Genomic DNA, 25,182 nt, shown 5'->3' on the forward strand with positions numbered 1-25,182 from the left:
CGAAACGTCAGCCGCCGATGATGGATCACGATGGTGCCGGCCAGCGGCCGGCACTACCGGGTGACGCCGTGCCGGCTCAGGCGGCCAGCAGCTCGAAGATCACCGGCTCGCCGCTGGCCGAAGAGGCGCACACCCACAGCTCGAACTGGCCCGGCTCGGCGCGGAACACGCCGTCGCGACCGGTGAAGCCCAGCGCGTGGCGATCCAGCGTGAACTGCACCTCGGTGCTCTCACCCGGCTGCAGGGCGATCTTGTCGAAGCCCTTCAGCTCGCGCACCGGCCGCACGCGGCTGGCCACGCGGTCGTGGATGTACAGCTGCACCACTTCCTCACCCGCCACCGCACCGGTGTTGGTCAGGGTGGTGGTGATGGTCAGGGTGTCGTCCCAGGCCAGCGTCGCGCTGCTCAGCTGCGGCACACCGTAGGCGAAAGTGGTGTAGCCGATGCCGTGGCCGAACGCATACGCCGGCTCGTTCGGAATCTCGCGCCAGCGAGCCTTGAACTCGGACATGGTCGGCAGTTCCGGGCGACCGGTGCGGGCGTGGTTGTAGAAGTACGGCTGCTGGCCGGACACCTGCGGGAAGCTCACCGGCAGGCGGCCGGACGGGTTGTAATCGCCGAACAGCACATCGGCCACGGCGTGACCGGTCTGCGTGCCCAGGTACCAGGTGATCGCCACGGCATGCGCATTGCGCACCGCGCCCTGCAGCGCGAGCGCGCGACCATTGCGCAGCAGCACGACCAGCGGCTTGCCGGTCATCGCCACTGCTTCGGCCAACGCCTGCTGCGCGGGCGGCAACGTGATCTCAACGCGAGACTGCGCTTCACCGCTGTAGCGCTGCGGCTCGCCCAGGGCGAGCACCACCACGTCGGCACGCAGCGCGGCGGCCACGGCCTGTTCGATGCCATCCTGCACGGCCGCTTCCAGATCGCAGCCCGGCACGATTTCCAGCAGTGCTTCATCGCTGATCGCCGCGCGTACGCCGGCTTCCAGGGTGACGTAACGCGACTTGTCGCCGAACAGGGTCCAGCAGCCTTCGATGTTCTCGCGGTCCTGCACGAACGGCCCGATCAACGCGATCTTCTGGCCGGTCTTCTTCAGCGGCAGCACCGAATCCGCGTTCTTGAGCAGCACGATCGAGCGGCGCGCGGCATCGCGCGAGAGTTCGTCATGCGCGGCGATGTGCGAGGTATCCGCTTCGCGCGCCAGGTCCAGCGAGCGGTAGGGATCGTCGAACAGACCGATCGCGTCCTTCAGGCGCAGGATGCGGCGCACCGATTCGTCCAGCGTGGCCATCGGCACTTCGCCGCTCTCGATCAGGCCCGGCAGGTGCTCGGCGTAGAAACCGCTCTGCATGCTCAGGTCCAGGCCGGCGGTGAAAGCCTTGGCGGTGGCATCGCGGTCATCGGCGGCATAACCGTGCGCGACCAGTTCCATGTCGGCGGTGTAGTCGGAGATCACCACGCCCGGGAAGTTCCACTCCCCGCGCAGGATGTCGGTCAGCAGCTCGGCGTTGGCGCTGGCCGGCACGCCGTTGATGTCGTTGAAGGAGGACATCACGGTCAGCGCGCCGGCGTCGAAAGCGGCCTTGAACGGCGGCAGGTGGACGTCGCGCAGGGTCTGCGGCGAGATGTCGACCATGTTGTATTCCATGCCGGCCATCACCGCGCCGTAGGCGGCGAAGTGCTTCGGCGTGGCCAGCAGCGCATCGGCGGCGCGCAGGTCCGGGCCCTGGAAGCCGCGCACGCGGGCGGCGGCGAACGCACAGCCCAGCACCACGTCTTCACCGGCGCCCTCGGCACCCCGGCCCCAGCGCTGGTCACGGGCGATATCCACGGCCGGTGCGTAGGTCCAGTGCAGGCCGGCGGCGGTGGCTTCCACCGCGGTGGCGCGGGCGGTGCGCTCGGCCAGGTCCGGCTCGAAGCTGGCGGCCTCGCCCAGCGGGATCGGGAACACGGTGCGCATGCCGTGGATGACGTCCGCGGCGAGGATCACCGGGATCTTCAGGCGGCTTTCTTCCAGCGCGACCTGCTGGATGCGGCGACCGGCTTCGACGCCGACACCATTGAACAGCGAGCCCACCTTGCCCTCGCGCACCTGCTGCAGCACCTGGTCGGCGTTGAGCACGTTGGCTTCCGGGTTCACGTCCGGGGCGAACGGGCGGACCATGTCGGCGAACACACCCAGCTGGCCGACTTTTTCTTCGACGGTCATCTGGGCAATGAGGGTTTCGATACGATCGGCGGCCACCGGCTGTCCTTATGAAAACGTTTACAAGCCCGGGATTCTAGCGTTCCCGAGGCGGTTGTGAATGACTTTTGCGTTCATTTTTCTTCCCGGGGGAAGATCTCCACCCCCGCCGGCACGCCGACGGGGGCACAGGAGCTTACTCTTCCGCCGCCAGCCGCTGCTGCCCGGCCATCAGCATCGCATCGCTGGAGGCCTGGAACACGCGCAGCCCGAACGCCGGCAGGATCGCCAGCAGGTGATCGAACACGTCCGACTGCACGCCTTCGTACTCGCCCCAGGCGGTGCTGCGGGTGAAGCAGTAGATCTCCAGCGGCAGGCCTTCGGTGGTCGGCTGCAGCTGCCGTACCAGCAGGGTCATCTCCGTATGGATGCCCGGGTGCTGCTTCAGGTAGCGCTCCACGTACGCACGGAACGTGCCCAGGTTGGTGACGCGACGCGCGTTGACCGCCGCCATGCCCTTGGCCTGCAGCCCGGCGTTGTACTGCTGCAGCTCGGCCTGCTTCTCGCGCAGGTAATCGCCGAGCACCGCGAACTGCTGCAGCTCGGCCAGCATCGGCGCATCGACGAAGCCCACGCTGTGCTGGTCCAGGAACAGCGCGCGCTTGATCCGGCGTCCGCCCGCCTCCTGCATGCCGCGCCAGTTCTTGAACGACTCGGTGACCAGCTTCTTGGTCGGGATGCTGGTGATGGTCTTGTCGAAGTTCTGCACGGTGATGGTGTGCAGCGCGATATCGATCACGTCGCCATCGGCGTTCTGGCTGGGCATTTCGATCCAGTCGCCCAGCCGCACCCGTCCATCGCCGCTGATCTGCACGCTGGCCACCAGCGACAGGATGGTGTCCTGGAAGATCAGCATGAATACCGCGGTGGCCGCACCGAGGCCGGTGACCAGCGGGCCGAGCTTCACGCCCAGCAAAGTCGCCACGATCGACAGGCCGGCGATCACGAAGACGATGATCTTCACGACCTGCAGGTAGCCCTTGATCGGTTTGTTGCGCGCATCCGGGCGGCGCTCGTACAGATCATTCGCAGCATCCAGCGCATGCGAGACGGCCAGCGCCACGGTCAGCACTGCCCACGCTTGGCAAGCGCCGATCACGAATGCCACCAGTTCCGGCGGCAGGTCCGGCACGATCCGGATGCCGGCCGCGATGACCATGCTCGGCACCACGTTGGACAGCCGCGAGATCACCCGCAGGTTGTTGCCGCCTTCATTGCCCGCGCTGTGACCGGGCAGGCGGCTGACCAGCTTGCGCAGGCCGCGCAGCAGGATCTTCTTGGTGACGAAGTTGGCCAGCCAGGCCGCCAGGGCCAGCGCGGCCAGCACCACCAGGGTGTAGGCCCAGGGCCAGGGTTCGAGGGTCCGCTGGACACTGTCCAGCCATCGGGTTGCCACTACCGCATCCAACATCGTGTATCGCTCTCCTATCGGGGGTATCAGGGCGTTGCCAGGTCCTGCCGGGTGCGCTCGATGATCACGCCGACCGCGCGCGCGCCGCGCACCGCACCGGGCTTGCTGAGTTTGAGACGCAGCCATTGCACGTTGAATTCACGCAGCACGATCTCGGCGATGCGCTCGGCCAGGGTCTCGACCAGGCCATAGTCCGAGTCACGCACGAACTGCTCGATGCGCTTGCTGACGGCTTTGTAATTGAGGGTGTCGGCGATGTCGTCGCTGGCCGCCGGGCGGCGGTTGTCGAAGCCCATTTCCAGATCGAAACGCAGGGTCTGGCGGATCCGCCGTTCCCAGTCGTAGATACCGATCAGGGCATCGATCTCGAGCCCTTCAATGAATACCTTGTCCATAGCCATGCCACGTGGAAGATGGCGACCATGGTAACGGGGCTGTCCGGAATGTGCCGGGAACCGGGCGGTGGGGCGCGCCTCACACCGCCGGCAGCGTCGCCATGTCCCAGCGCGGCGTGACCTGCACCTGCGGCGGGTTGTGCTGGCCGGCTTCCAGGCGCAGGGCACCGGCGAAGGCGATCATCGCGCCGTTGTCGGTGCACAGCGCCGGGCGCGGGAAGCAGGCACGCCCACCGCGGCGGGCGGCCATCTGCTGCAGCTTGGCGCGCAGGCGCTTGTTGGCCCCCACCCCGCCGGCCACCACGATCACATCGGTGCCCGCCGCATCCAGCGCGCGCTCGCACTTGATCGCCAGGGTGTCGACCACGGCATCTTCAAAGCCCCGCGCGATATCGGCGCGGGTCTGCTCGCTCTGGTCACTGTCGCGCCAGGCCAGCAGGACCTGGGTCTTCAACCCGGAGAAGCTGAAATCCAGCCCCGGGCGATCGGTCATCGGGCGCGTGAACTTGAACCGGCCCGGGGTGCCGCGCTCGGCCAGCGCGGCCAGCTGCGGGCCGCCCGGATACGGCAGGCCCATCAGCTTGGCGGTCTTGTCGAAGGCCTCGCCGGCGGCATCGTCCAGGGTCTCGCCCAGCAGGCGGTACTGGCCGATCCGGTCCACCGCCACCAGCTGGGTATGCCCGCCGGACACCAGCAGGGCCACGAACGGCGCCTGCGGCGGGTCGTCTTCCATCAGCGGGGCCAGCAGATGGCCCTCCATATGATGTACACCGACCGCCGGCACCTCCAGCGCCCAGGCCAGCGAACGGGCCACGCCCGCCCCTACCAGCAGCGCGCCGACCAGCCCGGGGCCGGCCGTATAGGCCACCCCATCGATGTCGGCGACCGTCATGCCGGCCTCGGCCAGGGTCTGCCGGATCAGCGGCAGCAGCTTGCGCACGTGGTCGCGGCTGGCCAGCTCGGGCACCACCCCGCCGTACTCGGCGTGAAGGGCGATCTGGCTGTAGACCGCATGGGCGCGCAGGGCGTCGATCCCGGACAGGGAAGTGTCATACACCGCCACGCCGGACTCATCGCAGGAAGATTCGATACCAAGGACTCGCATACGGGGTATTATGGACCTCTTCAGGCCCCGGCAGACGTACGCTGGCCTGTCTCTGCATCACCCGTGGCCAAGAAGTTCGCCGGGGTGGGTTGCAACTTCTTTTCTCGCCGCTATAATGTGCGGCTCTCACCGGGCGAGACCCGGTTCTACTGTGTCCCGGAGATTCCATGCCCAGCGTTAAAGTCCGCGAGAACGAGCCCTTCGAGTTTGCGCTCCGTCGCTTCAAGCGCACCTGCGAAAAGGCCGGCGTGCTGGCCGAAACCCGCAAGCGCGAGTTCTATGAAAAGCCGACCCAGGAGCGTAAGCGTAAGGCTGCCGCTGCTGTGAAGCGTCAGCTGCGCCGTTCGTCGCGCGACGTCACCAAGCGTCAGCGCCTGTACTGATCGGACGCAACTTCGATACGGCAGGCCTTGGCCTGTCGTGACGGAGCCGAAGCCGGAACGCGCGAGCGTTACCGGCTTTTTGCGTTCCAGCGCTTCGGCGCCCCGCTTTCCTTTTCCACCGACACGAGGTGTTCCCATGAGCCTGAAGCAGCAGCTCACCGATGACATGAAGGCCGCCATGAAGGCCGGCGAGAAGCACCGCCTGGGCGTGATCCGCCTGATGAACGCCGCGATCAAGCAGCGCGAAGTCGACGAGCGCATCGAGCTGGACGACGCCGCCGTGCTCGCCGTGCTGGAGAAGATGGTCAAGCAGCGCAAGGACTCGGTCACCCAGTTCGAAGCCGCCAATCGCGAAGACCTGGCCGTGATCGAGCGCGAGGAAATCGTGGTGATCGACCAGTACCTGCCGGCCAAGCTGGGCGAGGCCGAGATCGTGGCCGCCATCCAGGCCGCCATCGCTGAAACCGGTGCGACCACCCCGGCCGACATCGGCAAGCTGATGGGCGCGCTGAAGCCGCGTCTGGCCGGCCAGGCCGACATGGGCCTGGTGTCCAAGCTGGTCAAGCAGCAGCTGGCCGGCTGATCCCGCCGCCATGCCGCAGTGAAAAGGCCCGCATCATGCGGGCCTTTTCCGTTTCAGCAGGTGCGGTGTTACGTGGCCTGGCGACAGTTGCGCAGCGTCATCGAGCTTTCCTCGATCGAGCTGATCTCGCCTTCCAGCTTGGCCCAGTCGCGCTCGCGCAGCATGGTGAAGTTGGCGGCCTGGTCCGACGCGAATTCGCAGCGGATGGTGTAGTTGTTGCTGTTGAACGTATCGTTCTGGCGGACGCGCAGCAGGCCGCGGGTCGGGGTGACCAGATAGTTGATCGAGCCGACGTCGCCGGGCTTGGTCGAATACGTGTTGGTGTTGACCGTATAGATCTGGCCGTCGATCTGATAGCGCCGCCCCACGTACTTCGCGTACAGCGGCAGGAAGGTCGCCGAGCGGTCGCCCTTGTCTTCCTTGTTGGTGGTGGTACCCAGCAACATATCCTTGAAGGCACCGGCACTGCGGTACAGCGCCATCGTGTCCTTCACTTCCTTGCCCATCTTCTTGGACAGGTCCGGGGCAGCCACCGCCTCGACGGCCGGCATCGGGTACTGGGCGCGAGCCGCCGCCGCGAGCGTGTCGCCCTGGCTGCCACCCTTGAGCTTGCCCAGCATCTCGCACATCGACTGCTTTGCCGCCTGCGCGTCGACCGACTGGCCGCGGGCGAGCTTGGTGGCCAAGGTGACGCGGCCGGTGCGGTCGGCGGTGGCGACCATCACCAGCGGGGTGCGCAGCCCTTCGCGCTGGACCAGGTACTGGTCGCCGCTGTCGCCGTCCACCAACTGGCCGCCGACCTCGAACTTGTCATCACCGCCGATCTTGCGCAGCTGATCCAGCGCACTCTGTACCTTCAACCCCGGTACGGTGAGATCGGCCATGTACAGCGCGCCGTTGCGCGGATCCCCTACCGTCTTGAAGGCCTTTTCGCAGGCCGGGGAAGCCGCCGCCGGCCCTGCGGCCGCCAACAGCACCATCGTCGTGTAGACCATTCCTTTCATGAAGCGTCCTTTCTGCTGTGAAGGTGGAAAACCGGGCAGAAGAATAGCGCGATATCCGTCAAGGCCACGCCGTGACCGGACCACTTCACCCGCTGCAGCCCGGCGATTTGCTAGAACGGGGGCCTCGCCCCGATCCGACGCCGTCAATGCACTCGCCAAGCCACTCCCTGTCCAAGGTCCGCAAGCACATGGCGCGGCTGGAGAAGAGCTTTCCTGCCGTGCTGCTGCGCCGCTTCATCGATGCGGACGTCATGACGCAGGCCGCCGCGCTGGCTTTCTACGCCCTGCTCTCCATGGCGCCGCTGCTGGTCCTGCTGCTGTGGCTGACGGCCTCGCTGTACCCGCCCGCGCAGGAGGCGCTGCTGGGCCAGATCAACGATGTGGCCGGCACCAGTGCCGCCTCGGTGGCGGAGACCGTGCTCAGCAATGCCAACAACCAGCCGGACATCGGCACGCTGGCAGGCGTGTGGAGCACGCTGCTGCTGTTCATCGGTGCCACGGCGGTGTTCGCCCAGCTGCAGAACGCCCTGAACCTGATCTTCAACACCAGCGGCGAGCGCCTGGACGGCATCGTGCCGTGGCTGCGCAAGCGCGTGTTCTCGTTCGGCGTGGTGCTGGCGCTGGGCTTCCTGCTGATCCTGTCGATGACCGCGACGACCATGCTGCAGGTCGTCTTCGCGCACCTGCCCTCGGTGCTGCCGGCGATCGGCTACCTGACCAGCCTGGCGCTTTACACCGTGGGCTTTGCCTTCCTCTACCACTACCTGCCCGACCGCCGCGTGGCGTGGCGGCAGGCCTTCATCGGCGGTGCGATCACCTCCGCCCTGTTCGCACTGGGCCGCTATGGCATCGGCCTGTACATCGCCACGGTTGCGCCCGGCAGCGCGTATGGCTCGATGGGCGCCCTGGTGATCTCGCTGGTCTGGATCTACTACGCCACCGTGGTGTTCTTCGTCGGTGCGTTGATGACTTCGGTGATCGACGAGCGCCTGCGCGCCCACGCCTACCTGGCCCAGGCCGGTGTCGAGCCGCCGAAACCGGGCGAACCGGCCGGCACCTAGTAGACTAGCGGTACCCCCGCTTCCGCGCGTGGCCGTGACCGGCCATGCCCCTGCCTGCTGCCCATGGCCCGTATCCCCGACGCATTCATCGACGACCTGCTGGCCCGCTCCGACATTGTCGAGGTAGTGGGCAGCCGCGTGCCGTTGAAGCGCCAGGGCAAGGAATATGCGGCACGCTGCCCGTTCCATGACGAGCGTTCGGCGTCGTTCACGGTCTCGCCGACCAAGCAGTTCTATCACTGCTTCGGCTGCGGCGCGCATGGCACGGCGATCAGCTTCCTGATGAACTACGACCGCCTCGAGTTTCTCGACGCGGTCGATGAGCTGGCCAAGCGCGTCGGCATGGAAGTGCCGCGCGACACCCAGCCGCGCACCGCGCAGCAGCAGGACGACAGCCGTGATCTGTACTCGGCGCTGGATGCGGCCACGCGGTTCTTCCAGACCGCGCTGAAGGGCAGCGACAAGGCGCGCGCCTACCTGGACCAGCGCGGTGTCGATGAAGAGAACCGCGAGCGCTTCGCCATCGGTTACGCACCGGACGGCTACAGCGCGCTGAAGGATGCGCTGGGCAAGGACGAGCGGCGGATGAAGCTGCTCGACCGCGCCGGCCTGTTCTCCAAGAACGATCGCGGCCACGTCTACGACAAGTTCCGCGACCGGGTGATGTTCCCGATCTTCGACCGCCGTGGCCGCGTGATCGCGTACGGCGGCCGTGTGATGGAGAAAGATGACGGCCCGAAGTACCTCAACTCACCCGAGACCGCGCTGTTCCACAAGGGCCGCGAGCTGTACGGCCTGTGGCAGGTGCGCCAGGCCAACCAGAAGATCGAGCGGCTGATCGTGGTCGAGGGCTACATGGACGTGGTCTCGCTGTTCCAGTTCGGCGTCACCCAGGCGGTGGCCACGCTGGGCACGGCGACCACGCCGGACCACGCCGAGCTGCTGTTCCGCAACGCGCCGGACGTGTTCTTCTGCTTCGATGGCGATGCCGCCGGTCGTCGCGCCGGCTGGCGTGCGCTGGAGTCGGTGCTGCCGCGCATGAAGGACGGCCGCCAGGCCTTCTTCCTGTTCCTGCCCGATGGCGAAGACCCGGACACCATCGTGCGCAAGGAAGGCCGCGAGGGCTTCGATGCACGCCTGCAGCAGGCCACGCCGCTGTCGCAGTTCTTCTTCGACGAGCTCACCCGTGAAGTCAACATGGGCACGCTCGACGGCAAGGCACGCCTGGCCGAACGGGCCAAGCCGATGCTGGCGCAGATTCCCGATGGCGCCTTCGGCGACCTGATGAAGCAGCAGCTGACCACGCTGACCGGCCTGGGTGCCAAGCCGAGCGCGTCCGCGCAGCCCTCGCGCCAACCACAGCGCGCGGTGGCGCCGGCACAGCGCCGCAGCCTGGTGCGCGCAGCCATCGCGATCCTGCTCCAGCAGCCCTCGCTGGCGATGACGCTGGAGGGCCACCATTTCACCGGCCTGCGCCTGCCCGGCATCGATCTGCTGACCGAGCTGCTGACCCTGGTCGAGCAGCGCCCGGATATCAGCACGGGCGCGCTGCTGGAGCACTTCGAGGGCCGCGAGGAGCAGGAATCACTGCACAAGCTGGCCGCGCAGACCCTGCCCGGCGATGAGGCGATGTGGACCCAGGAGCTGCATGACGCGGTTGCCCAGCTGGAGAAACAGCTGCTGATGCAACGCCTCGATGAGCTTCAGGCAAAGCAGAGCCAGCAGGGTCTGGACGATACTGACAAGTACGAGCTGCGCGAACTGCTCAAGGCGCGCAGCACCATCCGCTTCTGACCGACGGAGCAGTCGTGGCTTCCCACATCGTGAATCCTGCCGCATCGATCGTCCGCCTGCTTCGCCTTGGCATCTTCGCTGCGCTGTTCGCGCTGGTCCTGCCCGCCGCGGCAGGGGAACTGCCGTTCGCGCAGCCACGACCGCAGCTCTACACCGCCGGGCAGCCCAGTGCCGCTGAGCTGCAGCAGGCCGCCGCGGCCGGGGTCACCACCCTGATCGACCTGCGCCAGCCCGACGAAGCGCGTGGCTTCGATGAAACCGCCGCTGCCGAACGCCTCGGCCTTCGCTACGTGCGCATCCCGGTTGCCGGTGCCGCCGGCCTGACCGAGGCCAATGCGCAGGCCCTGCGTACCGCGCTCGCACAGAGCCAGGGGCCGGTGCTGCTGCACTGTGCCTCCGGCAACCGCGCCGGTGCGCTGCTGGCACTGCTGCAGGCACGCGAGGGCGCCTCGGTGGATGACGCACTCACGTTCGGCCGCGCCGCCGGCATGACCTCGCTGGAAGCACCGACCCGTGTCCTGCTGGAGCAGGACGCCGCGCGTTGACCCTGCCCTTCTTCCCCCGCTTACTTCCCTGCTCTACAGGAGCCTGCCCACCATGACCCGCTGGTGGTCGCGCCTGCGACCGGACAACTTCACCCTCGCCCTGCTCTGCACCGTGCTGCTGGCGTCCTTCCTGCCGATGCACGGTGCCGCCGCGATGGTGCTCGACGATGTCACCGACGTCGCCATCGCCGCGCTGTTCTTCCTGCACGGCGCCCGCCTGCCACGGGAGTCGATCGTCGCCGGCCTGCTGCACTGGCGCCTGCACCTGACCATCTTGGCCTGCACCTTCGTGCTGTTCCCGCTGCTGGGGCTGATGTTCAAACCGCTGGATGGCTGGCTGCTGACCCCGGAGCTCTACATCGGCGTGCTGTTCCTGTGCGCGCTGCCGTCCACCGTGCAGTCCTCGATCGCGTTCACCTCGATCGCGCGCGGCAACGTGCCGGCGGCCGTATGCAGCGCCTCGCTGTCGAGCATCCTGGGCGTGTTCCTGACCCCGCTGCTGCTGGCCCTGCTGGCCGGCACCGAGGGCGGCATGCACAACCCCGGCCAGGCCATCATCAGCATCATGCTGCAGCTGCTGGTGCCGTTCGTGGCCGGCCACCTGCTGCGCCCGTGGATCGCCCGCTGGGTGGAGAAGCAGCGCGCGCTGCTGCGCTACACCGACCAGGGCACGATCCTGCTGGTGGTCTACTCCGCCTTCGGCGAAGCCGTCAGCGAAGGACTGTGGAGCAAGACCCCGCTGCTGTCGCTGGTGAGCGTGGCGGTGGTGGCAGCAGTGCTGCTCGGCATCGCGATGCCGCTGATCCGTTTCATCGCACGCCGGTTGGGCTTCAACCGCGAGGATGAAATCACCATCCTGTTCTGCGGCTCCAAGAAGAGCCTGGCCACCGGCGTACCGATCGCGAAGGTGCTGTTCGCCGGCGGCAGCCTCGGTGCGATCGTGCTGCCGATCATGATCTACCACCAGATCCAGCTGATCGTCTGCGCGATGATCGCGCAGCGGTATGCGCGTGATCCGGTGGAGCCGCAGGACTGAGCGCACACCGCGCCTGCGCGCGTCACGACCAACGGTCGTGACCTACCGCGGGTGGGGACGCGAGCGCCATCACCGCCCCGGTAGGTACCGACCGTTGGTCGGCACGGCACCCTACAACCAGGGCAGCATCCAGTGGTCCACCATCAGGAAGGCGAACAACGCCATCAGGTAGACGATGGAGTAGCCGAACATCTTCATCGAGAACAGTTCGTCCGGCGGGTTGAGCATGCGCCAGGCGTACCAGAGGAAGACCGCGTTGAGCACGATCGCGCCGCCGAGGTAGAACATGCCGCTCATGCCGAACACGACCGGCAGGATGCTGACGATGGCCAGTGCGATCGAATAGACCATGATCGACTTGCGGGTATACGCCACGCCATGGGTCACCGGCAGCATCGGGATTTCCGCCTTGGCGTAATCCTCGCGGCGGAAGATCGCCAGCGCCCAGAAGTGCGGCGGGGTCCAGATGAAGATGATCAACACCAGCAGCGACGCGTAGGCCCAGTCCCACGGGCCCTGCATGCCGGTGATCGAGGCCCAGCCGAGCATCGGCGGGGTGGCGCCGGCGAGGCCGCCGATGACGATGTTCTGCGAAGTCGCGCGCTTGAGGTACACGGTGTAGATCACCGCGTAACCGATTAGCGAGGCGAAGGTGAGCACGGCGGTGATCACGTTGACCCACACCACCAGGATCGTCATCGACAGCGCGATCAGCAGGCCGGCGAAGACCAGTACCTGCCAGGGCTTGACCTTGCCCACCACCAGCGGGCGCCACGAGGTGCGCGCCATCTGCGCATCGATGCGCGCGTCCAGCAGCTGGTTGATCGCCGCGGCGGCCGAGGCGGCCAGCCAGATGCCGAGGAAGCCGAGGGCGCCGTCCAGCGCCTGCTGCGCGGTGGGCACGCCGGGGATGGCCAGGAACATGCCCACCAGCGCGGTGAACACGATCAGGGCGACGACCTTGGGCTTGGTCAGATCCCAGTACTGACGGTAACTGGCCATGCCGTCAGCCTGCCTGCACGGCAGGGGACGCAGCGCTGGCCTTGCCACCATCCGCATCCGGCGCACGCAGGCGCGCCAGCAGCGTCACCAGTACGAACAACAGCGCCACGGCGCCACCGCTGTGCGCGACGGCCACTTCCAGCGGCACCGCCAGCTTCACATTGAGGATGCCCAGGCTGATCTGCAGCACCACCAGCAGGCCCAATGCGCTCGCCCAGCCGCGCATGCTCGGCAGGCGGAACAGGCGCACGGACAGCCACAGCAGGTAGACGGCCACCACGATCGCCATCAAGCGGTGCGCCATCTGGATCGCGATGCGCGACGCGCCATCGAGCACGCCCCCTTCGTAATCCACGCCGATGCCGCGCCACAGAGTGAAGCCTTCCTTGAAGTCATGCGGCGGCCACCACTGGCTGACGCAGCGCGGGAAGTTGTCCAGCGAGGCGCTGCCGCCACCGCAGGCGAGTGCGGCGTAGTTGGCGCTGACCCAGCCGCCGAGGGCGATCTGCGCGACCAGCACGGCCACGCCGGCGCGGATCAGCCATTTCAGCTTCGGCGCTTCGGCCAGGGTGATCGGCATGTGCGTGGCGCGCCACGCCATCCACACCAGCAGGCCGAACATCAGCATGCCGCCGAGCAGATGGCCCATCACCACGATCGGCTTGAGCAGCCAGGTGACCGTCCACATGCCGAGCAGCGCCTGGAAGATCACTACCGCCAGCGTCAACAAGGCCGCGCGGGCCAGGTCGATGTTTGTCCATCGCAGTGCGGCGATCAGCAGGATCGCCTCGCCGATGATCGCCAGGATGCTCGCCGGAACGTGCATCCCCATCATGTACAGCGGTATGCCGGTCGCCACCAGCACACAGGCGGTGATCACCGCGGTGCTGCCCCAGCGACGACGGCGCGTGGCCAGCAGCGCCAAGGTGAGGATCTCGATGCCGAGTGCGCCGGCCAGGAAACGGTGCACCTGCTCGCGCCACGCCTTGTGCGTCTCCAGCGGGCGGATCTTGGCGGCCTCGTGGCCGATGACGTCCGCGGCGTGCTGCGGCCAGGTGACGCGGCCATAGCAGGTCGGCCAGTCCGGGCAGCTCAGGCCCGCATCGGACAGACGCACGAACGAACCGAACATGATCGTGCTGGCGGTCATGATCAGCGCAAACCACGCCAGACGGTGGAAATTGCGGTGCAGCACCGGGCGTGCGGAGAGGCTCATCTAAACGGAACTCACTTCAGTTTCAGCAGCGTGGCCAGGTCTTTGCGCAGACCGGCCATATCGAATCCCGGCGCGTACCGCATGATCACGAATCCATTGGGATCGATCACATACACAGGCGTGCCGGCGGCGTCATCCACGGCGGGCAAAGCGGCACGCAGGTCCGGTTGGGCGCGCAGCGCGCGCAGTGCGGGCATGCCCTGGACCTCGGCCGGCGGCGTGCCCAGCCACAGGATCTCGACATTATCGGCGTTATGGCCGAACAGCTGCCACACCTTGCCCAATCCCTGCGACAAAGTGACGCACTCGCTGGTACAGCTGGCAGACGGGGCAACGAGGATCCGCCAGGTGCGATCGTTCGGGTTCCACGGGTACGGCTGACCATCGGCCAGGGTGGGCGGCAGCGCGCGCAGATCGGCCGGCGGCTGCAGCAGCGCCCCGGTATTGCGGTGCGAGGTCGGCTGCCAGCCGGAGAAGCGCAGCACGCCCGCCAGCGCCATGGCGCCGAAGAACACGCCGAACAACGCGATCAGGGTCCAGCGGCCGCGTGAACGGGACGGCAGCCGTGCCGGGGAAGTGGCATTCATGGGCGGCATTTTCTCATGTTGAGCCGGTCAGCGCCGGGGAGTGCCACGCCGGCGGCGATGGCGACGGAATTCCAGGACCAGCGCGACCACCAGCACGGTCAACGCCAGCCCGAACCATTGCACGGCGTAGCCGAGATGGCGACTGGGCGGCAGGGTATTGGGCAGCAGCTCCAGATCGCGCGCGTAACCACCAGGCAGCGCCGGATCCAGCCGCAGCACGCGCACCACCAGGCTGCCCGGCGGCAGCGACAGCGCTCGGGCCATGTCATCGGGTGGCATCCGGCTGGCCAGCCACACGCCCGCCTGCGGTACCGGCGACAGCGCCGGCCCCAGGGCCAGGCCGGTGGCCGGGGGTGGCGCCAGCAGGCCGCTGATGGCCGTGTGGCCGGTACGCGGGGTGATCGACGGCACCACCCGATCAGGCGGCATCGGCAGCCAGCCGAGATCGACCAGCACCTGTGCGCCGTCATCACTCTGGAACGGCTGATAGACCTTGATCCCGGCGCGGCCTTCGCGGGTCTGGTTGTCGAGCAGGATCGTGCCGGGCAGGAAGCGACCGCGATCCTCCACCCAGCGCAGCCGCGGCGGCGCGGTCTGGGCCTGGCGCAGCGTGAGCGACTGCGCGCGCGCGGGCACCTGCTGGGCCAGCAGCGCCTCTTTCTCATGCATGCGCTGCAGTTGCCAGCGGCCCAGCTGGCAGAACGCGAGGATGACGAGCAGCGCGGCGATCCAGCCGATCAGGCGTGTGTGCTTGCGCATCATGACAACGCCGGCAAAACGCGGTGATATAGGCACACCCGCCACGCCATCGAGCCGCGCATGAATGATTCGTTGAAAACCCTGCTGGTAATCGCGTTTCTGATCGTCATCGTCTGGAATCTGGGCGCCGGGCTGTATTACCTGCTGGTCGATCGCGGCCAGACCAAGCGCACCGTCAATGCCCTCACCCGCCGCATCGCGGTGTCGGTGGCGCTGATCGTACTGGTGGTCATCGGCATCTACAGCGGTTGGATCAAGCCCCACGGCATCGGCGGCTGAGGCCGCACCGGCGTCGATGCGGCGGGACGTCGCGCCGACGCTACAGCACGTAGACGAACAGGAACAGCATCAGCCACACCACGTCGACAAAGTGCCAGTACCACGCGGCGGCTTCGAAGCCGAAGTGGTTGTCGCGGGTGAAATGCCCTTTCGACGAGCGCAGCCACATCACCGCCAGCATGATCGTGCCGAGCAGCACGTGCACGCCGTGGAAGCCGGTGAGCATGAAGAAGGTCGAGCCATAGATGCCCGAGCCCAGGGTGAGGTTGAGTTCCTTGTAGGCGTGGATGTACTCCTCCGCCTGCAGGGTGAGGAAGCCCACGCCGAGCAGCACGGTGATGCCCAGCCAGACCAGCAGCTGGCGGCGGTGCCCGGCCTTGAGCGCGTGATGCGCGATGGTCAGGGTGACGCCGGAGGTCAGCAGGATCAGCGTGTTGATCAGCGGCAGGCCCCAGGCCGGGATGGTCTGGAAGTGCCCACCGATCGCGCCGGGGCCATTGGTCGGCCATGCCGCCGAATAGCCGTCCCACAACAACTCGTTGGTCATCACCCCGTCGCCCGCACCGCCCAGCCACGGCAGGCCCAGGTTGCGGGTGTAGAACAGCGCCCCGAAGAACGCGCCGAAGAACATCACTTCCGAGAAGATGAACCACACCATCCCCATCCGGAACGAGCCGTCCACCTGGCGGTTGTAGCTGCCGGCCTGCGATTCGCGCACCACGTCGCTGAACCACCAGAACAGGGTCAGCACCAGCATCGCGATACCGGCGTAGAAGGTCCACTTGCCCCAGCCCGAATCGTTGAGCCAGCTGGCCACGCCGACCATGGTCACCATCATCGCGATGGAACCGATGAACGGCCATTTGCTGTGCGTGGGCACGAAGTACACGTTCGCATCGGGGCTTTGCTGGGCCATGGTCTTGGGTCCGGTCCGGATCAGGGAGCTGCACGCGCGCCGGTCGGCAGGCTGGCCGGGGCCAGCTCCGCGGACAAGGCGTCGTTCTTGTAGAAGGTGTAGGACAGGGTGATCGTGGTGATGTTGGCCGGCAGGTCGGGATCGACGATGAAGCGCACCGGCATGTCGCGCTTCTCACCGGCCTGCAGGGTCTGCGCGGTGAAGCAGAAGCACTCGGTCTTGCTGAAGTAGCCCGACGCCTTGGCCGGCGCCACCGAGGGCACCGCGCTGCCGACCAGCGCGCGGTCACTGTCATTGCGCGCGAAGTACAGCGCTTCGTTGAGCTCGCCGGGCACCACGTCCATCGTCAGCTGCTCGGGATGGAAGGCCCAGGGCAGCTTGGAATTCACCCCGCCATCGAACTCGACCCGCACCGTGCGCTTGCCGGTGGTCGCCGCCGTGGACGCAGCGGCGCCGGGGCCCCGTTCCAGGCGCACGCCGAACACCTTTTCGCAGGCGATGCGGTACAGCGGCACCAGCGAGAAGGTCAGCACGAATACCGCCAGCGCCACCCCGATCAGGCGGGGCAGGCCCGCATGACGTGCGGGGGCGGCCGGGCGCGGATCGCTCATCGCCCGATCACCCCGCTGAGGATGAAGCCGGCATAGACCATCACCGCGACGATGCCGACCGCCCACGCGGTGCGATGCGCGCGGCGACGCTGCAGGGCCTGCTCATCCGGCGTGCGGGTCGTGCTGGTCATGAGCGGCCTCAATGGGTGATGTCGTCATGGGCCAGATCACCCGGACGGATGGTCGGCGGCGTGGTGAAGGTGTGCGCCGGTGCGGGCGAGGGAATCGTCCACTCCAGGCCACGTGCGCCTTCCCAGCAGCGGTCGGCGGCCTTCGCGCCGTGGCGCAGCGAGTGCCACAGGATCGCGGCCATCATGAAGGGCGTGACGAACATGCCGAACGCACCGATCGAGCTGATCAGGTTCCAGTCGGCGAAGGCCACGCTGTAATCGGGGATGCGTCGCGGCATGCCGGCCAGGCCGAGGAAATGCTGCGGGAAGAACAGCAGGTTCACGAACACGATCGACCACCAGAAATGCACCTTGGCCCAGGTTTCGCTGTACATGCGCCCGGTCCACTTCGGCCACCAGTAGTACACCGCGGCGATCAACCCGAACACCGCACCGGTGACCAGCACGTAGTGGAAGTGCGCGACCACGAAATAGGTGTCGTGGTACTGGAAGTCGGCCACCACGATCGCCAGCATCAGGCCGGAGAAGCCTCCGATGGTGAACAGGATCACGAACGCCACGGCCCACAGCATCGGCGCTTCGAAGGTGAGCGAGCCGCGCCACATGGTGCTGACCCAGTTGAACACCTTCACCCCGGTCGGGATGGAGATGAGCATCGTGGCGAACATGAAGTAGATCTCGCCGCCCAGCGGCATGCCCACGGTGAACATGTGGTGGGCCCAGACGATGAAGGACAGGAAGGCGATCGCGGCGATCGCGTAGACCATGGCCTGGTAACCGAACAGCGGCTTGCGGCTGAAGGTCGGGATGATCTCGCTGACCACGCCGAACGCCGGCAGGATCATGATGTAGACCTCCGGGTGCCCGAAGAACCAGAAGATGTGCTGGTACATCACCGGGTCACCGCCACCGGCGGCATTGAAGAAGCTGGTCCCGAAGAACTTGTCGGTGAGCAGCATCGTCACCGCACCGGCGAGCACCGGCATCACCGCGATCAGCAGGAACGCGGTGATCAGCCAGGCCCAGCAGAAGATCGGCATCTTCAGCAGGTCGATCCCGGGGGCGCGCATGTTGAGCACGGTGGCGATGATGTTGATCGCCCCCATGATCGAGCTGATGCCGGCCACGTGGATGGCGAACACGCTGAAGGCCACGTTGTAGCCACCCTGCAGCGACAGCGGGGGGTACAGCGTCCAGCCACCGGCGGGGGCGCCGCCCGGCAGGAACAGGGTCAGCAGCAGCAGGCTGAAGGCCACCGGCAGCAGCCAGAACGACCAGTTGTTCATGCGCGGCAGGGCCATGTCCGGCGCGCCGATCTGCAGCGGGATCATCCAGTTGGCCAGGCCGACGAAGGCCGGCATCACCCCACCGAAGATCATCACCAGCGCATGCACGGTGGTCATCTGGTTGAAGAACTCGGGCTTGACGAACTGCAGGCCCGGTTGCGCCAGCTCAGCGCGGATGATCACGCTCATCGCCGCGCCGATGATGAACATGATGAAGCTGAAAAGCAGGTAGAGCGTGCCGATGTCCTTGTGGTTGGTCGAGAAGAACCAACGCTCGAAGAACCCCTGCTGATGCCCGTGATGCCCGTCGTGGTCAACTGCGGAATGCGCCATCGCAACTACACCTCACTGTATCCGGTGGTACCCGCATCCGCCGGCTGGCGGACGCGGCTCGATTTCAGGCGTTGCTGTCTGTTGCTGCAGCGGCCGGCTCGCTGGCCGGTGCCGGGGTGGCCTCGGCCGGGGCGGCCGGCGCAGGGGCCGGAGCCGCCTCGGGTGCGGGTGCCGGGGCAGGCTTCTTCGAGGCCAGCCACTTCTGGTAGTCCTCCTTGGAGACCGCCTCGACCACGATCGGCATGAAGCCATGGTCCTTGCCGCACAGCTCGGCGCACTGGCCGCGGTACACGCCGACCTGCTCGATGTTGGTCCAGGCCTCGTTGATGAAGCCGGGGATCGCATCCTGCTTCCAGCCCAGCGCCGGCACCCACCACGCGTGGATGACGTCGTCGGAGGTGATCACGAAGCGCACCTTGGTATCGACCGGCAGCACCAGACGGTTGTCGACATCCAGCAGGTAGTGCGGATGGCTGTCGCGGGTCGGCACGACGCCACTCTGGCGCACGCGGTCGGACTCACGGTCCAGGCGGCTGGTGAAGCTGACGTTCTCGCCGAGGTATTCGTACTTCCACATCCACTGATAGCCGGTGACCTTGACGGTCATTTCCGAATCGCGGGTGTCGTAGAACTTGATCAGGTTGGCCGTGGCCGGCCATGCCATCACCACCAGGATGATCACCGGGATCACGGTCCAGATGACCTCGGCCTTCGTGTTGTGGCTGAAGGTGGCGGCGACCGCGCCCTTGGATTTGCGGAACTTGAAGATCGCGTAGAACAGCGCGCCGAACACCAGCACCCCGATCACGGTACAGACCCACAGCGAGAACAGGTTGGACTCCCACGCCAACCGCGAGCTCTGGGTCACCCCCTTGCCCATGTTCAACTGCCACGGTTTGGGGTCGGCCGCCTGGGCCCACGCCATGGCCGGCGCCAGCAGCGCGACCCCGCTCAACACTGTCTTCCCGAACGTCCTGCCCCACTTTCTGCATTGCTTCATTGCCTAGACCCTTAGCGTCGTCGGTTGCGGCCGTCATTGGCCGCGAGCAAGCCTTCTAGTTTCTGAGCCAGTACCTGGCGTTCGGCCGGTGCGAGGAAACTCCCCACGTCCACCTGCCTACCGCTGGATGCCAGCCGGACTCTGCGTTCATCGGCGATCAGCCTCACCCAGTGCGGGTGCGCGCTGAACACCGGCGAATGCCCGGGTGCGGGAATCACTTCCACGCACGCCGGCACTACCCGGATCTCTTCCTGCCGTTCTCCACTGCGCCACACCGTGCGCAGCGCCACTGCCAGCAACGCGCTGTACAGCAGAGCAAACACGGGGGCGAATACGTTGCCGGTGAACCAGCCCAGGCCGGCCGCCAGCCACATCACCCCCGCCAACACCACAAACAACAGGACGAACTGCCGGGCATCGAGCGCCCGTGGGGGACGCAGCCGCAGTTGCGTCCCTGATCCGTCCGGAGCGATGAGCACCTCGATCATGTCGCAACCGCGTTTTTCCTGCCGCGGGAAACGTCTCGATGGTAGCCCTGCTCTCCAGCGAGTAGCAAGGGTCCATTCACAGTTTTAGGAATGGTGCAATACAGCATCGACTGCGGCGGCCGTTTTGACGAAAACAGCACAATAAATGGCAGGCGGGTCGAATCCGCCGAATCCCCCTGTATGAAAGGCTATGCGCTGGATGCGGACTGCCACGGAAAGCACTTGACTCGCCCAAAAAACGATTAAAATGGTCAAGTTCTCCACGAGCCGACCGGCATGACTGCATCCTCTGTCCTTCCCCCTGCCCCGGCATCGTCCGGCGCCGCCCGCCCGCCGCTGCTGTCCCCCGAGCTGCCGGCCGTTCCCAATGCGTTCCGCCAGGCGATCACCGATGCCTGGTTGAAGGACGAGGCCACCCATGTGCGCGAGCTGCTCGAGCAGGCACGCCTGCCGGCCGCCGAGCAGGCCAAGGTGCAGGCCACTGCCGCCGACCTGGTCAAGCGCGTGCGCGTGCGTGCCCAGGACCAGGGCGCGATCGAAGCCTTCATGCGCCAGTACGACCTGGGCAGCGAGGAAGGCGTGCTGCTGATGTGCGTGGCCGAAGCCCTGCTGCGCATTCCGGACCAGGAGACCGCCGACAAGCTGATCCGCGACAAGCTCGGTGATGCCGACTGGAAGAAGCACATGGGCGGCAGCGACTCGGTGCTGGTCAACGCCTCCACCTGGGGCCTGATGCTGACCGGCCGCCTGGTCCAGATCAACGATTCCACCCGCGCTGACGTGCCGGGCGCGTTCAAGCGCCTGATCGGCCGCGTGGGTGAGCCGGTGATCCGCCTGGCCGTGCGCCAGGCGATGAAGATCATGGGCCACCAGTTCGTCATGGGTCGCACCATCGACGAAGCGCTGTCGCGCTCGCACAAGGGCGACAACGCCAGCTACCGCTATTCGTTCGACATGCTCGGCGAAGGTGCGCTGACCATGAAGGACGCCAAGCGTTACCTGGAAGACTACCGTCGCGCGATCCATTCGATCGGTAGCGACCACAAGGCCCGCGGCGGCCGTCCGGACGGCGATGTCAATTCGGCCCCGGGCATCTCGATCAAGCTCTCCGCGCTGTACCCGCGCTACGAGCACGCCAAGCGCGCACGCGTCATGGCCGACCTGGTCCCGGGCGTGCTCGAACTGGCGCAGCTGGCCAAGTCCTATGGCATCGGCTGCACCGTCGACGCCGAGGAAACCGACCGCCTGGAGCTGTCGCTGGACATCATCGAAACCGTGGTCAGCGATGCCTCGCTGGCCGGCTGGGAAGGCTTCGGCGTGGTCGTGCAGTCGTACCAGAAGCGCACCCCGTACACGATCGATTACCTGGCCGACCTGGCCCGCCGCATCGGTCGTCGCCTGCAGGTCCGCCTGGTCAAGGGCGCGTACTGGGATGCGGAAATCAAGCGCGCACAGATCGAGGGCCTGCCGGCCTATCCGGTGTTCACCCGCAAGCAGAACACCGACGTGTCCTACCTGGCCTGTGCCAAGCGTCTGTTCACGCACAGCGATGCGATCTACCCGATGTTCGCCACGCACAACGCGCACACCATCGCGGCGGTGCAGGCGATCGCCAAGGGCGGTCAGTACGAGCACCAGAAGCTGCACGGCATGGGCGACGACCTGTACGCCGAAGTGGTGCCGGCCGACCGTCTGAACGTGCCGTGCCGCGTATACGCGCCGGTCGGTTCGCATGAAGACCTGCTGCCGTACCTGGTGCGTCGTCTGCTCGAGAACGGCGCCAACTCCAGCTTCGTCAACCGCATCACCGACGACAACGTCGCCATCGACGACCTGATCCGCGATCCGGTGGACGTGGTCTCCTCGTTCGCGTCCATCCCGCACCCGAAAATCCCGCTGCCAGTCGATCTGCTGCGCAGCCAGAACCATGACAGGAAGAACTCCATGGGCGTCAATCTCGCCAACGACAACGATCTGCGCGCTCTGGCCGAGCAGCTCAACGCCGCCGTGAAGCCCTGGCACGCCGCGCCGCTGGTGCCGGGTGCCAACCCGACCGGCGCGCTGTTGAACGTGACCAACCCGGCCGACACCCGCCAGGTCGTCGGCCAGTGGCAGCCGGCCGACAGCGCCACCGTGGAGAAGGCGCTGGCCAATGCCGTGGCCGCACAGCCGACCTGGAACCGCACGCCGGCCGCCAGCCGCGCCGCGATCCTGGAACACGCGGCCGACCAGCTGGAAGCGCGCATGCCCGAGTTCATGGCGCTGTGCGTCAAGGAAGCCGGCAAGAGCCTGCCCGACGGCATCGCCGAAGTGCGCGAAGCGGTCGACTTCCTGCGCTACTACGCCAAGCAGGCACGCGAGCAGTTCGGCCATGCCGAAAAGCTGCCGAGCCCGACCGGTGAATCCAACGAGCTGCAGCTGCATGGCCGTGGCGTGTTCGTCTGCATCAGCCCGTGGAACTTCCCGCTGGCGATCTTCCTCGGCCAGGTCGGTGCTGCACTGGCGGCCGGCAACAGTGTGATCGCCAAGCCGGCCGAACAGACCAACCTGATCGGCTATTACGCGGTGAAGCTGCTGCTCGACGCCGGCGTACCGGAAGGCGTGCTGCAGTTCCTGCCGGGCGACGGCGCCACTGTCGGTGCGGCCCTGACCGCCGACCCGCGCGTGGCCGGCGTGGCCTTCACGGGCTCGACCGACACCGCCCGTGCGATCAACCGCGCGATGGCCGCACGCGACGCCGCGATCGGTGTGCTGATCGCCGAAACCGGCGGCCAGAACGCCTTCATCGCCGACTCTTCGGCGCTGCCGGAACAGCTGGTCAAGGATGCGATCGGTTCGGCCTTCACCTCGGCCGGCCAGCGCTGCTCGGCCGCGCGCGTGCTGTTCGTGCAGGACGACATCGCCGACAAGGTGATGACCATGCTGTCCGGTGCGATGGCCGAACTGAAGGTCGGCGACCCGGGCCTGCTGTCCACCGACGTCGGCCCGGTGATCGATGCCGATGCGCTGCAGATCCTCAAGGATCACGCGGTACGCATGGAGAAGGACGCCCGTCTGATCGCCGCTGCCACGCTCGGCGAAGACGCCGCGCACGGCACCTTCTTCGCGCCGCGTGCGTACGAGCTGAAGAACCTGGACCAGCTGCACAAGGAAATCTTCGGGCCCGTGCTGCACGTGATCCGCTGGAAGGGCGATCAGCTCGACGCGGTGATCGACCAGATCAACGCGACCGGCTACGGCCTGACCCTGGGCGTGCATTCCCGCATCGATGAAACCGTCGACCGCATCTCCTCGCGCATCAACGTCGGCAACGTGTACGTCAACCGCAACCAGATCGGTGCGGTGGTCGGCGTGCAGCCGTTCGGCGGCCAGGGCCTGTCGGGCACCGGCCCCAAGGCCGGCGGTCCGCACTACCTGCTGCGCTTCGCCACGGAAAAGACCGTCACCGTGAACACCACGGCGGCCGGCGGCAATGCCTCGCTGCTGACCCTGGGCGACTGATTCCCGGCGTCCTGTGTTGAACGAAAAACCCCGCGAAAGCGGGGTTTTTTGTGGGTATTACTCTTCGATCGACTCGATCTCGTCGCGCATCAGCAGCTCGTTGCCCATGTAGCGCTCGAACCGGATGCGCCCGAACCCGGCGGCGTACCACGCCTCGATGCGGCTGTCTTCGAAGGTGGCGGTGACGTGGCAGGTGTCCTTGAAGGTACGCGGCTGGTAGCCGACCTCCGCCTCCACGTCCTCGAAGCCGACGAAGGTGTAGTCGGAGAAGCCGTCATAGTCGATCGGCTCGACGGTGTCTTCGGCATGGTTCGTGCGCTCGCCCTTGCCGTTGACTTCGAAACGATCGCCCGGCTTGGCGTTCGCCGGGAACGTCGGCGCGGGCTTGAACACGTCGGTCATCACCGGCTTGGAACCGTCGCCACCCCAGGCGGACATACCAAGGCGCTCCTGGCCGAGGAGCTGGCGGCCGCTCGCATCGTAGTAGCTGGCGCTACCGACACCACCGCCGGCACTGTTTACCTTGATCGCCTGCTGGCCGGCGAACGTGGCCTTCTCGATGGTCAGCGTTTCATCACTGGTGGACCACGACAGGCCCGGGGTCAACGTAAAACAGGTGGCGAACTCCGGTGCAGCCAGCGCCGGCAGCGAGAGACCGGCCAGGCCAAGAGCGAGCGCGGAGCGCAGAAGCAGAGACGACATATACAGATCCTTGTCAGCAGTCAGGACCCGCGCCATGCGCGGATCGGTGCGGGATTGTACGCGTTGCACCTGCGTGGGCGGTATACCAAAAGTCCGTGCGGCGGCGGATCAGATCCATAGCGGTGTCCGGCCGTGCGCAACGATCCGCGCTGTTGGTCGACGGCGCTGCGCAGTTGAAGCAATCGAGCACGCACTTCTTCAGGCCGCCTACCCCTGATGGGACGCTTCGCCCCGCGGGCGGATGAAGTAACAGGGTTTGTCTTCCCGCACGCCGACACCGATGACGTATTGTTCCGCTGAGACAATCCGCTCCAGCCATTCCGGAACATCCTGGTCCCAACGTGCATCAGGGAAGACATAAGGGAAAACGGATTCGTATGGATTCGGCGAGTGCACGAACACCGCATCATAGGCGGTGTCTGCGCACAGCATGACCCAACACTGCGTCTTCAGTTCGCGCTCGCGGAGCGCTTCGTCCAACCTGCCAAGCAATCGGATGGCAATCTTCGCCGCCGATACGCGGTCCTCAATGGATCTATTGCCTTTTCCCCACCAATCCGGGTGCGTATGGGAGTAGTTGAACCACTCTGATCTCGCCCAGTCCTCTACCCTGAGCGCTGCCTTGCGCTCCTCGCGCGACCAGTACGCGTCCATCTTCTTCCTGTAGCGACGATCCATTGGTTGCTCGGTCATTGCATTTGGTCAGCCTGGCAGGGGATGACAACTTCGTTGATGGCGCCCAACAAGCAAAAGGCCTCGCTTGCGCGGGGCCTTTCGCCATTCAAACAACCGGTGCAGCTGCT

Annotated in this window: 25 protein-coding genes; 8 read left to right on the top strand and 17 right to left on the bottom strand. The window is 66.5% G+C overall.

Features of this window, described 5'->3' with window-relative positions:
* Window positions 1-76 precede the first annotated feature (76 nt).
* The 4 genes from HH110_RS15660 to tsaD form a co-directional block, all read right to left on the bottom strand.
* Entirely contained in the window at window positions 77-2,251 is a 2,175-nt protein-coding gene (locus tag HH110_RS15660; protein ID WP_176990531.1) for a glycoside hydrolase family 3 N-terminal domain-containing protein, read from the bottom strand.
* A 136-nt stretch (window positions 2,252-2,387) separates the two neighbouring features.
* Entirely contained in the window at window positions 2,388-3,662 is a 1,275-nt protein-coding gene (locus tag HH110_RS15665; RefSeq protein ID WP_176990532.1) for a mechanosensitive ion channel family protein, read from the bottom strand.
* Between the two features lie 26 nt (window positions 3,663-3,688).
* Complete coding sequence (gene folB / locus HH110_RS15670; RefSeq protein WP_176990533.1) at window positions 3,689-4,057, bottom strand: dihydroneopterin aldolase; 369 nt, start codon at window positions 4,055-4,057, stop codon at window positions 3,689-3,691.
* A gap of 79 nt (window positions 4,058-4,136) precedes the next feature.
* Window positions 4,137-5,162 carry a tRNA (adenosine(37)-N6)-threonylcarbamoyltransferase complex transferase subunit TsaD gene (tsaD, locus tag HH110_RS15675; protein ID WP_176990534.1) on the bottom strand — a complete coding sequence of 342 codons (1,026 nt, stop codon included), beginning with the start codon at window positions 5,160-5,162 and terminating at the stop codon, window positions 4,137-4,139.
* A gap of 167 nt (window positions 5,163-5,329) precedes the next feature.
* Between tsaD and rpsU the strand changes: the two genes are divergently transcribed.
* Window positions 5,330-5,545: a 30S ribosomal protein S21 gene (gene rpsU, locus HH110_RS15680; protein ID WP_002808376.1), complete on the top strand. Its 216-nt coding sequence runs from the start codon at window positions 5,330-5,332 to the stop codon at window positions 5,543-5,545.
* Window positions 5,546-5,681: 136 nt separating this feature from the next.
* Window positions 5,682-6,128, top strand: coding sequence for a GatB/YqeY domain-containing protein (locus HH110_RS15685; protein WP_176990535.1), 447 nt, complete (start codon window positions 5,682-5,684; stop codon window positions 6,126-6,128).
* Window positions 6,129-6,196: 68 nt separating this feature from the next.
* Here the strand turns inward: HH110_RS15685 and HH110_RS15690 are convergent, their stop codons facing one another.
* A complete protein-coding gene (locus tag HH110_RS15690) occupies window positions 6,197-7,132 on the bottom strand; it encodes a hypothetical protein (protein WP_241696600.1) in 936 nt (311 codons plus the stop codon).
* Between the two features lie 146 nt (window positions 7,133-7,278).
* On the opposite strand from HH110_RS15690, the gene HH110_RS15695 reads away from it, so the two are divergent.
* The 4 genes from HH110_RS15695 to HH110_RS15710 all read left to right on the top strand — a co-directional run bounded on the left by HH110_RS15695 (window position 7,279) and on the right by HH110_RS15710 (window position 11,568).
* On the top strand, window positions 7,279-8,193 hold the full coding sequence (locus HH110_RS15695) for a YihY/virulence factor BrkB family protein (RefSeq protein ID WP_176990536.1): 915 nt from the start codon (window positions 7,279-7,281) through the stop codon (window positions 8,191-8,193).
* Between the two features lie 63 nt (window positions 8,194-8,256).
* Entirely contained in the window at window positions 8,257-9,987 is a 1,731-nt protein-coding gene (gene dnaG / locus HH110_RS15700) for a DNA primase (RefSeq protein ID WP_176990537.1), read from the top strand.
* Window positions 9,988-10,058: 71 nt separating this feature from the next.
* Window positions 10,059-10,532 (top strand): sulfur transferase domain-containing protein, encoded by a 474-nt coding sequence (locus tag HH110_RS15705; RefSeq protein WP_342589251.1) that lies wholly within the window; start codon window positions 10,059-10,061, stop codon window positions 10,530-10,532.
* A gap of 52 nt (window positions 10,533-10,584) precedes the next feature.
* On the top strand, window positions 10,585-11,568 hold the full coding sequence (locus HH110_RS15710; RefSeq protein WP_176990539.1) for a bile acid:sodium symporter family protein: 984 nt from the start codon (window positions 10,585-10,587) through the stop codon (window positions 11,566-11,568).
* A gap of 111 nt (window positions 11,569-11,679) precedes the next feature.
* Here HH110_RS15710 and cyoE read toward each other — a convergent pair whose 3' ends face one another.
* From cyoE to HH110_RS15730, 4 genes are read right to left on the bottom strand one after another with little or no spacing between them, the layout of a single operon-like run.
* Window positions 11,680-12,570: a heme o synthase gene (gene cyoE, locus HH110_RS15715; RefSeq protein WP_176990540.1), complete on the bottom strand. Its 891-nt coding sequence runs from the start codon at window positions 12,568-12,570 to the stop codon at window positions 11,680-11,682.
* 4 nt (window positions 12,571-12,574) lie between these two features.
* Window positions 12,575-13,786, bottom strand: coding sequence for a heme A synthase (locus HH110_RS15720; RefSeq protein ID WP_176990541.1), 1,212 nt, complete (start codon window positions 13,784-13,786; stop codon window positions 12,575-12,577).
* An 11-nt stretch (window positions 13,787-13,797) separates the two neighbouring features.
* Window positions 13,798-14,373 (bottom strand): hypothetical protein, encoded by a 576-nt coding sequence (locus tag HH110_RS15725; RefSeq protein ID WP_176990542.1) that lies wholly within the window; start codon window positions 14,371-14,373, stop codon window positions 13,798-13,800.
* Window positions 14,374-14,400: 27 nt separating this feature from the next.
* Window positions 14,401-15,135 (bottom strand): SURF1 family protein, encoded by a 735-nt coding sequence (locus tag HH110_RS15730; RefSeq protein ID WP_176990543.1) that lies wholly within the window; start codon window positions 15,133-15,135, stop codon window positions 14,401-14,403.
* A gap of 57 nt (window positions 15,136-15,192) precedes the next feature.
* Here HH110_RS15730 and HH110_RS15735 point away from each other — a divergent pair, with 57 nt between their 5' ends.
* On the top strand, window positions 15,193-15,411 hold the full coding sequence (locus HH110_RS15735; RefSeq protein ID WP_019185993.1) for a twin transmembrane helix small protein: 219 nt from the start codon (window positions 15,193-15,195) through the stop codon (window positions 15,409-15,411).
* A gap of 40 nt (window positions 15,412-15,451) precedes the next feature.
* On the opposite strand, the gene HH110_RS15740 is transcribed toward HH110_RS15735, so the two are convergent.
* The 6 genes from HH110_RS15740 to HH110_RS15760 form a co-directional block, all read right to left on the bottom strand.
* Window positions 15,452-16,327: a cytochrome c oxidase subunit 3 gene (locus HH110_RS15740; protein WP_176990544.1), complete on the bottom strand. Its 876-nt coding sequence runs from the start codon at window positions 16,325-16,327 to the stop codon at window positions 15,452-15,454.
* Window positions 16,328-16,347: 20 nt separating this feature from the next.
* Window positions 16,348-16,938, bottom strand: a complete 591-nt coding sequence (locus tag HH110_RS15745; protein ID WP_176990545.1) for a cytochrome c oxidase assembly protein — start codon at window positions 16,936-16,938, stop codon at window positions 16,348-16,350.
* Window positions 16,935-17,069, bottom strand: coding sequence for a hypothetical protein (locus tag HH110_RS19525; RefSeq protein ID WP_257018790.1), 135 nt, complete (start codon window positions 17,067-17,069; stop codon window positions 16,935-16,937). Before HH110_RS19525 ends, HH110_RS15745 begins: the two co-directional genes overlap by 4 nt.
* A gap of 8 nt (window positions 17,070-17,077) precedes the next feature.
* Window positions 17,078-18,688 (bottom strand): cytochrome c oxidase subunit I, encoded by a 1,611-nt coding sequence (ctaD, locus tag HH110_RS15750; RefSeq protein ID WP_019185997.1) that lies wholly within the window; start codon window positions 18,686-18,688, stop codon window positions 17,078-17,080.
* Between the two features lie 64 nt (window positions 18,689-18,752).
* Window positions 18,753-19,613, bottom strand: a complete 861-nt coding sequence (coxB, locus tag HH110_RS15755) for a cytochrome c oxidase subunit II (protein WP_241696605.1) — start codon at window positions 19,611-19,613, stop codon at window positions 18,753-18,755.
* An 86-nt stretch (window positions 19,614-19,699) separates the two neighbouring features.
* Window positions 19,700-20,176, bottom strand: coding sequence for a DUF2244 domain-containing protein (locus HH110_RS15760; RefSeq protein WP_176990547.1), 477 nt, complete (start codon window positions 20,174-20,176; stop codon window positions 19,700-19,702).
* 276 nt (window positions 20,177-20,452) lie between these two features.
* Here HH110_RS15760 and putA point away from each other — a divergent pair, with 276 nt between their 5' ends.
* The gene (gene putA, locus HH110_RS15765) at window positions 20,453-23,677 is read left to right on the top strand and encodes a bifunctional proline dehydrogenase/L-glutamate gamma-semialdehyde dehydrogenase PutA (protein WP_176990548.1); all 3,225 of its coding nucleotides are present in this window, start codon (window positions 20,453-20,455) and stop codon (window positions 23,675-23,677) included.
* Window positions 23,678-23,734: 57 nt separating this feature from the next.
* Here the strand turns inward: putA and HH110_RS15770 are convergent, their stop codons facing one another.
* Both HH110_RS15770 and HH110_RS15775 read right to left on the bottom strand, forming a co-directional pair.
* Window positions 23,735-24,379 (bottom strand): hypothetical protein, encoded by a 645-nt coding sequence (locus HH110_RS15770; protein WP_176990549.1) that lies wholly within the window; start codon window positions 24,377-24,379, stop codon window positions 23,735-23,737.
* Window positions 24,380-24,586: 207 nt separating this feature from the next.
* Window positions 24,587-25,057, bottom strand: coding sequence for a hypothetical protein (locus HH110_RS15775; protein ID WP_176990550.1), 471 nt, complete (start codon window positions 25,055-25,057; stop codon window positions 24,587-24,589).
* Between the last annotated feature and the right edge of the window lie 125 nt (window positions 25,058-25,182).

This window comes from Stenotrophomonas sp. SAM-B (genome assembly GCF_013387485.1).
GTDB lineage: Bacteria > Pseudomonadota > Gammaproteobacteria > Xanthomonadales > Xanthomonadaceae > Stenotrophomonas > Stenotrophomonas maltophilia_AA.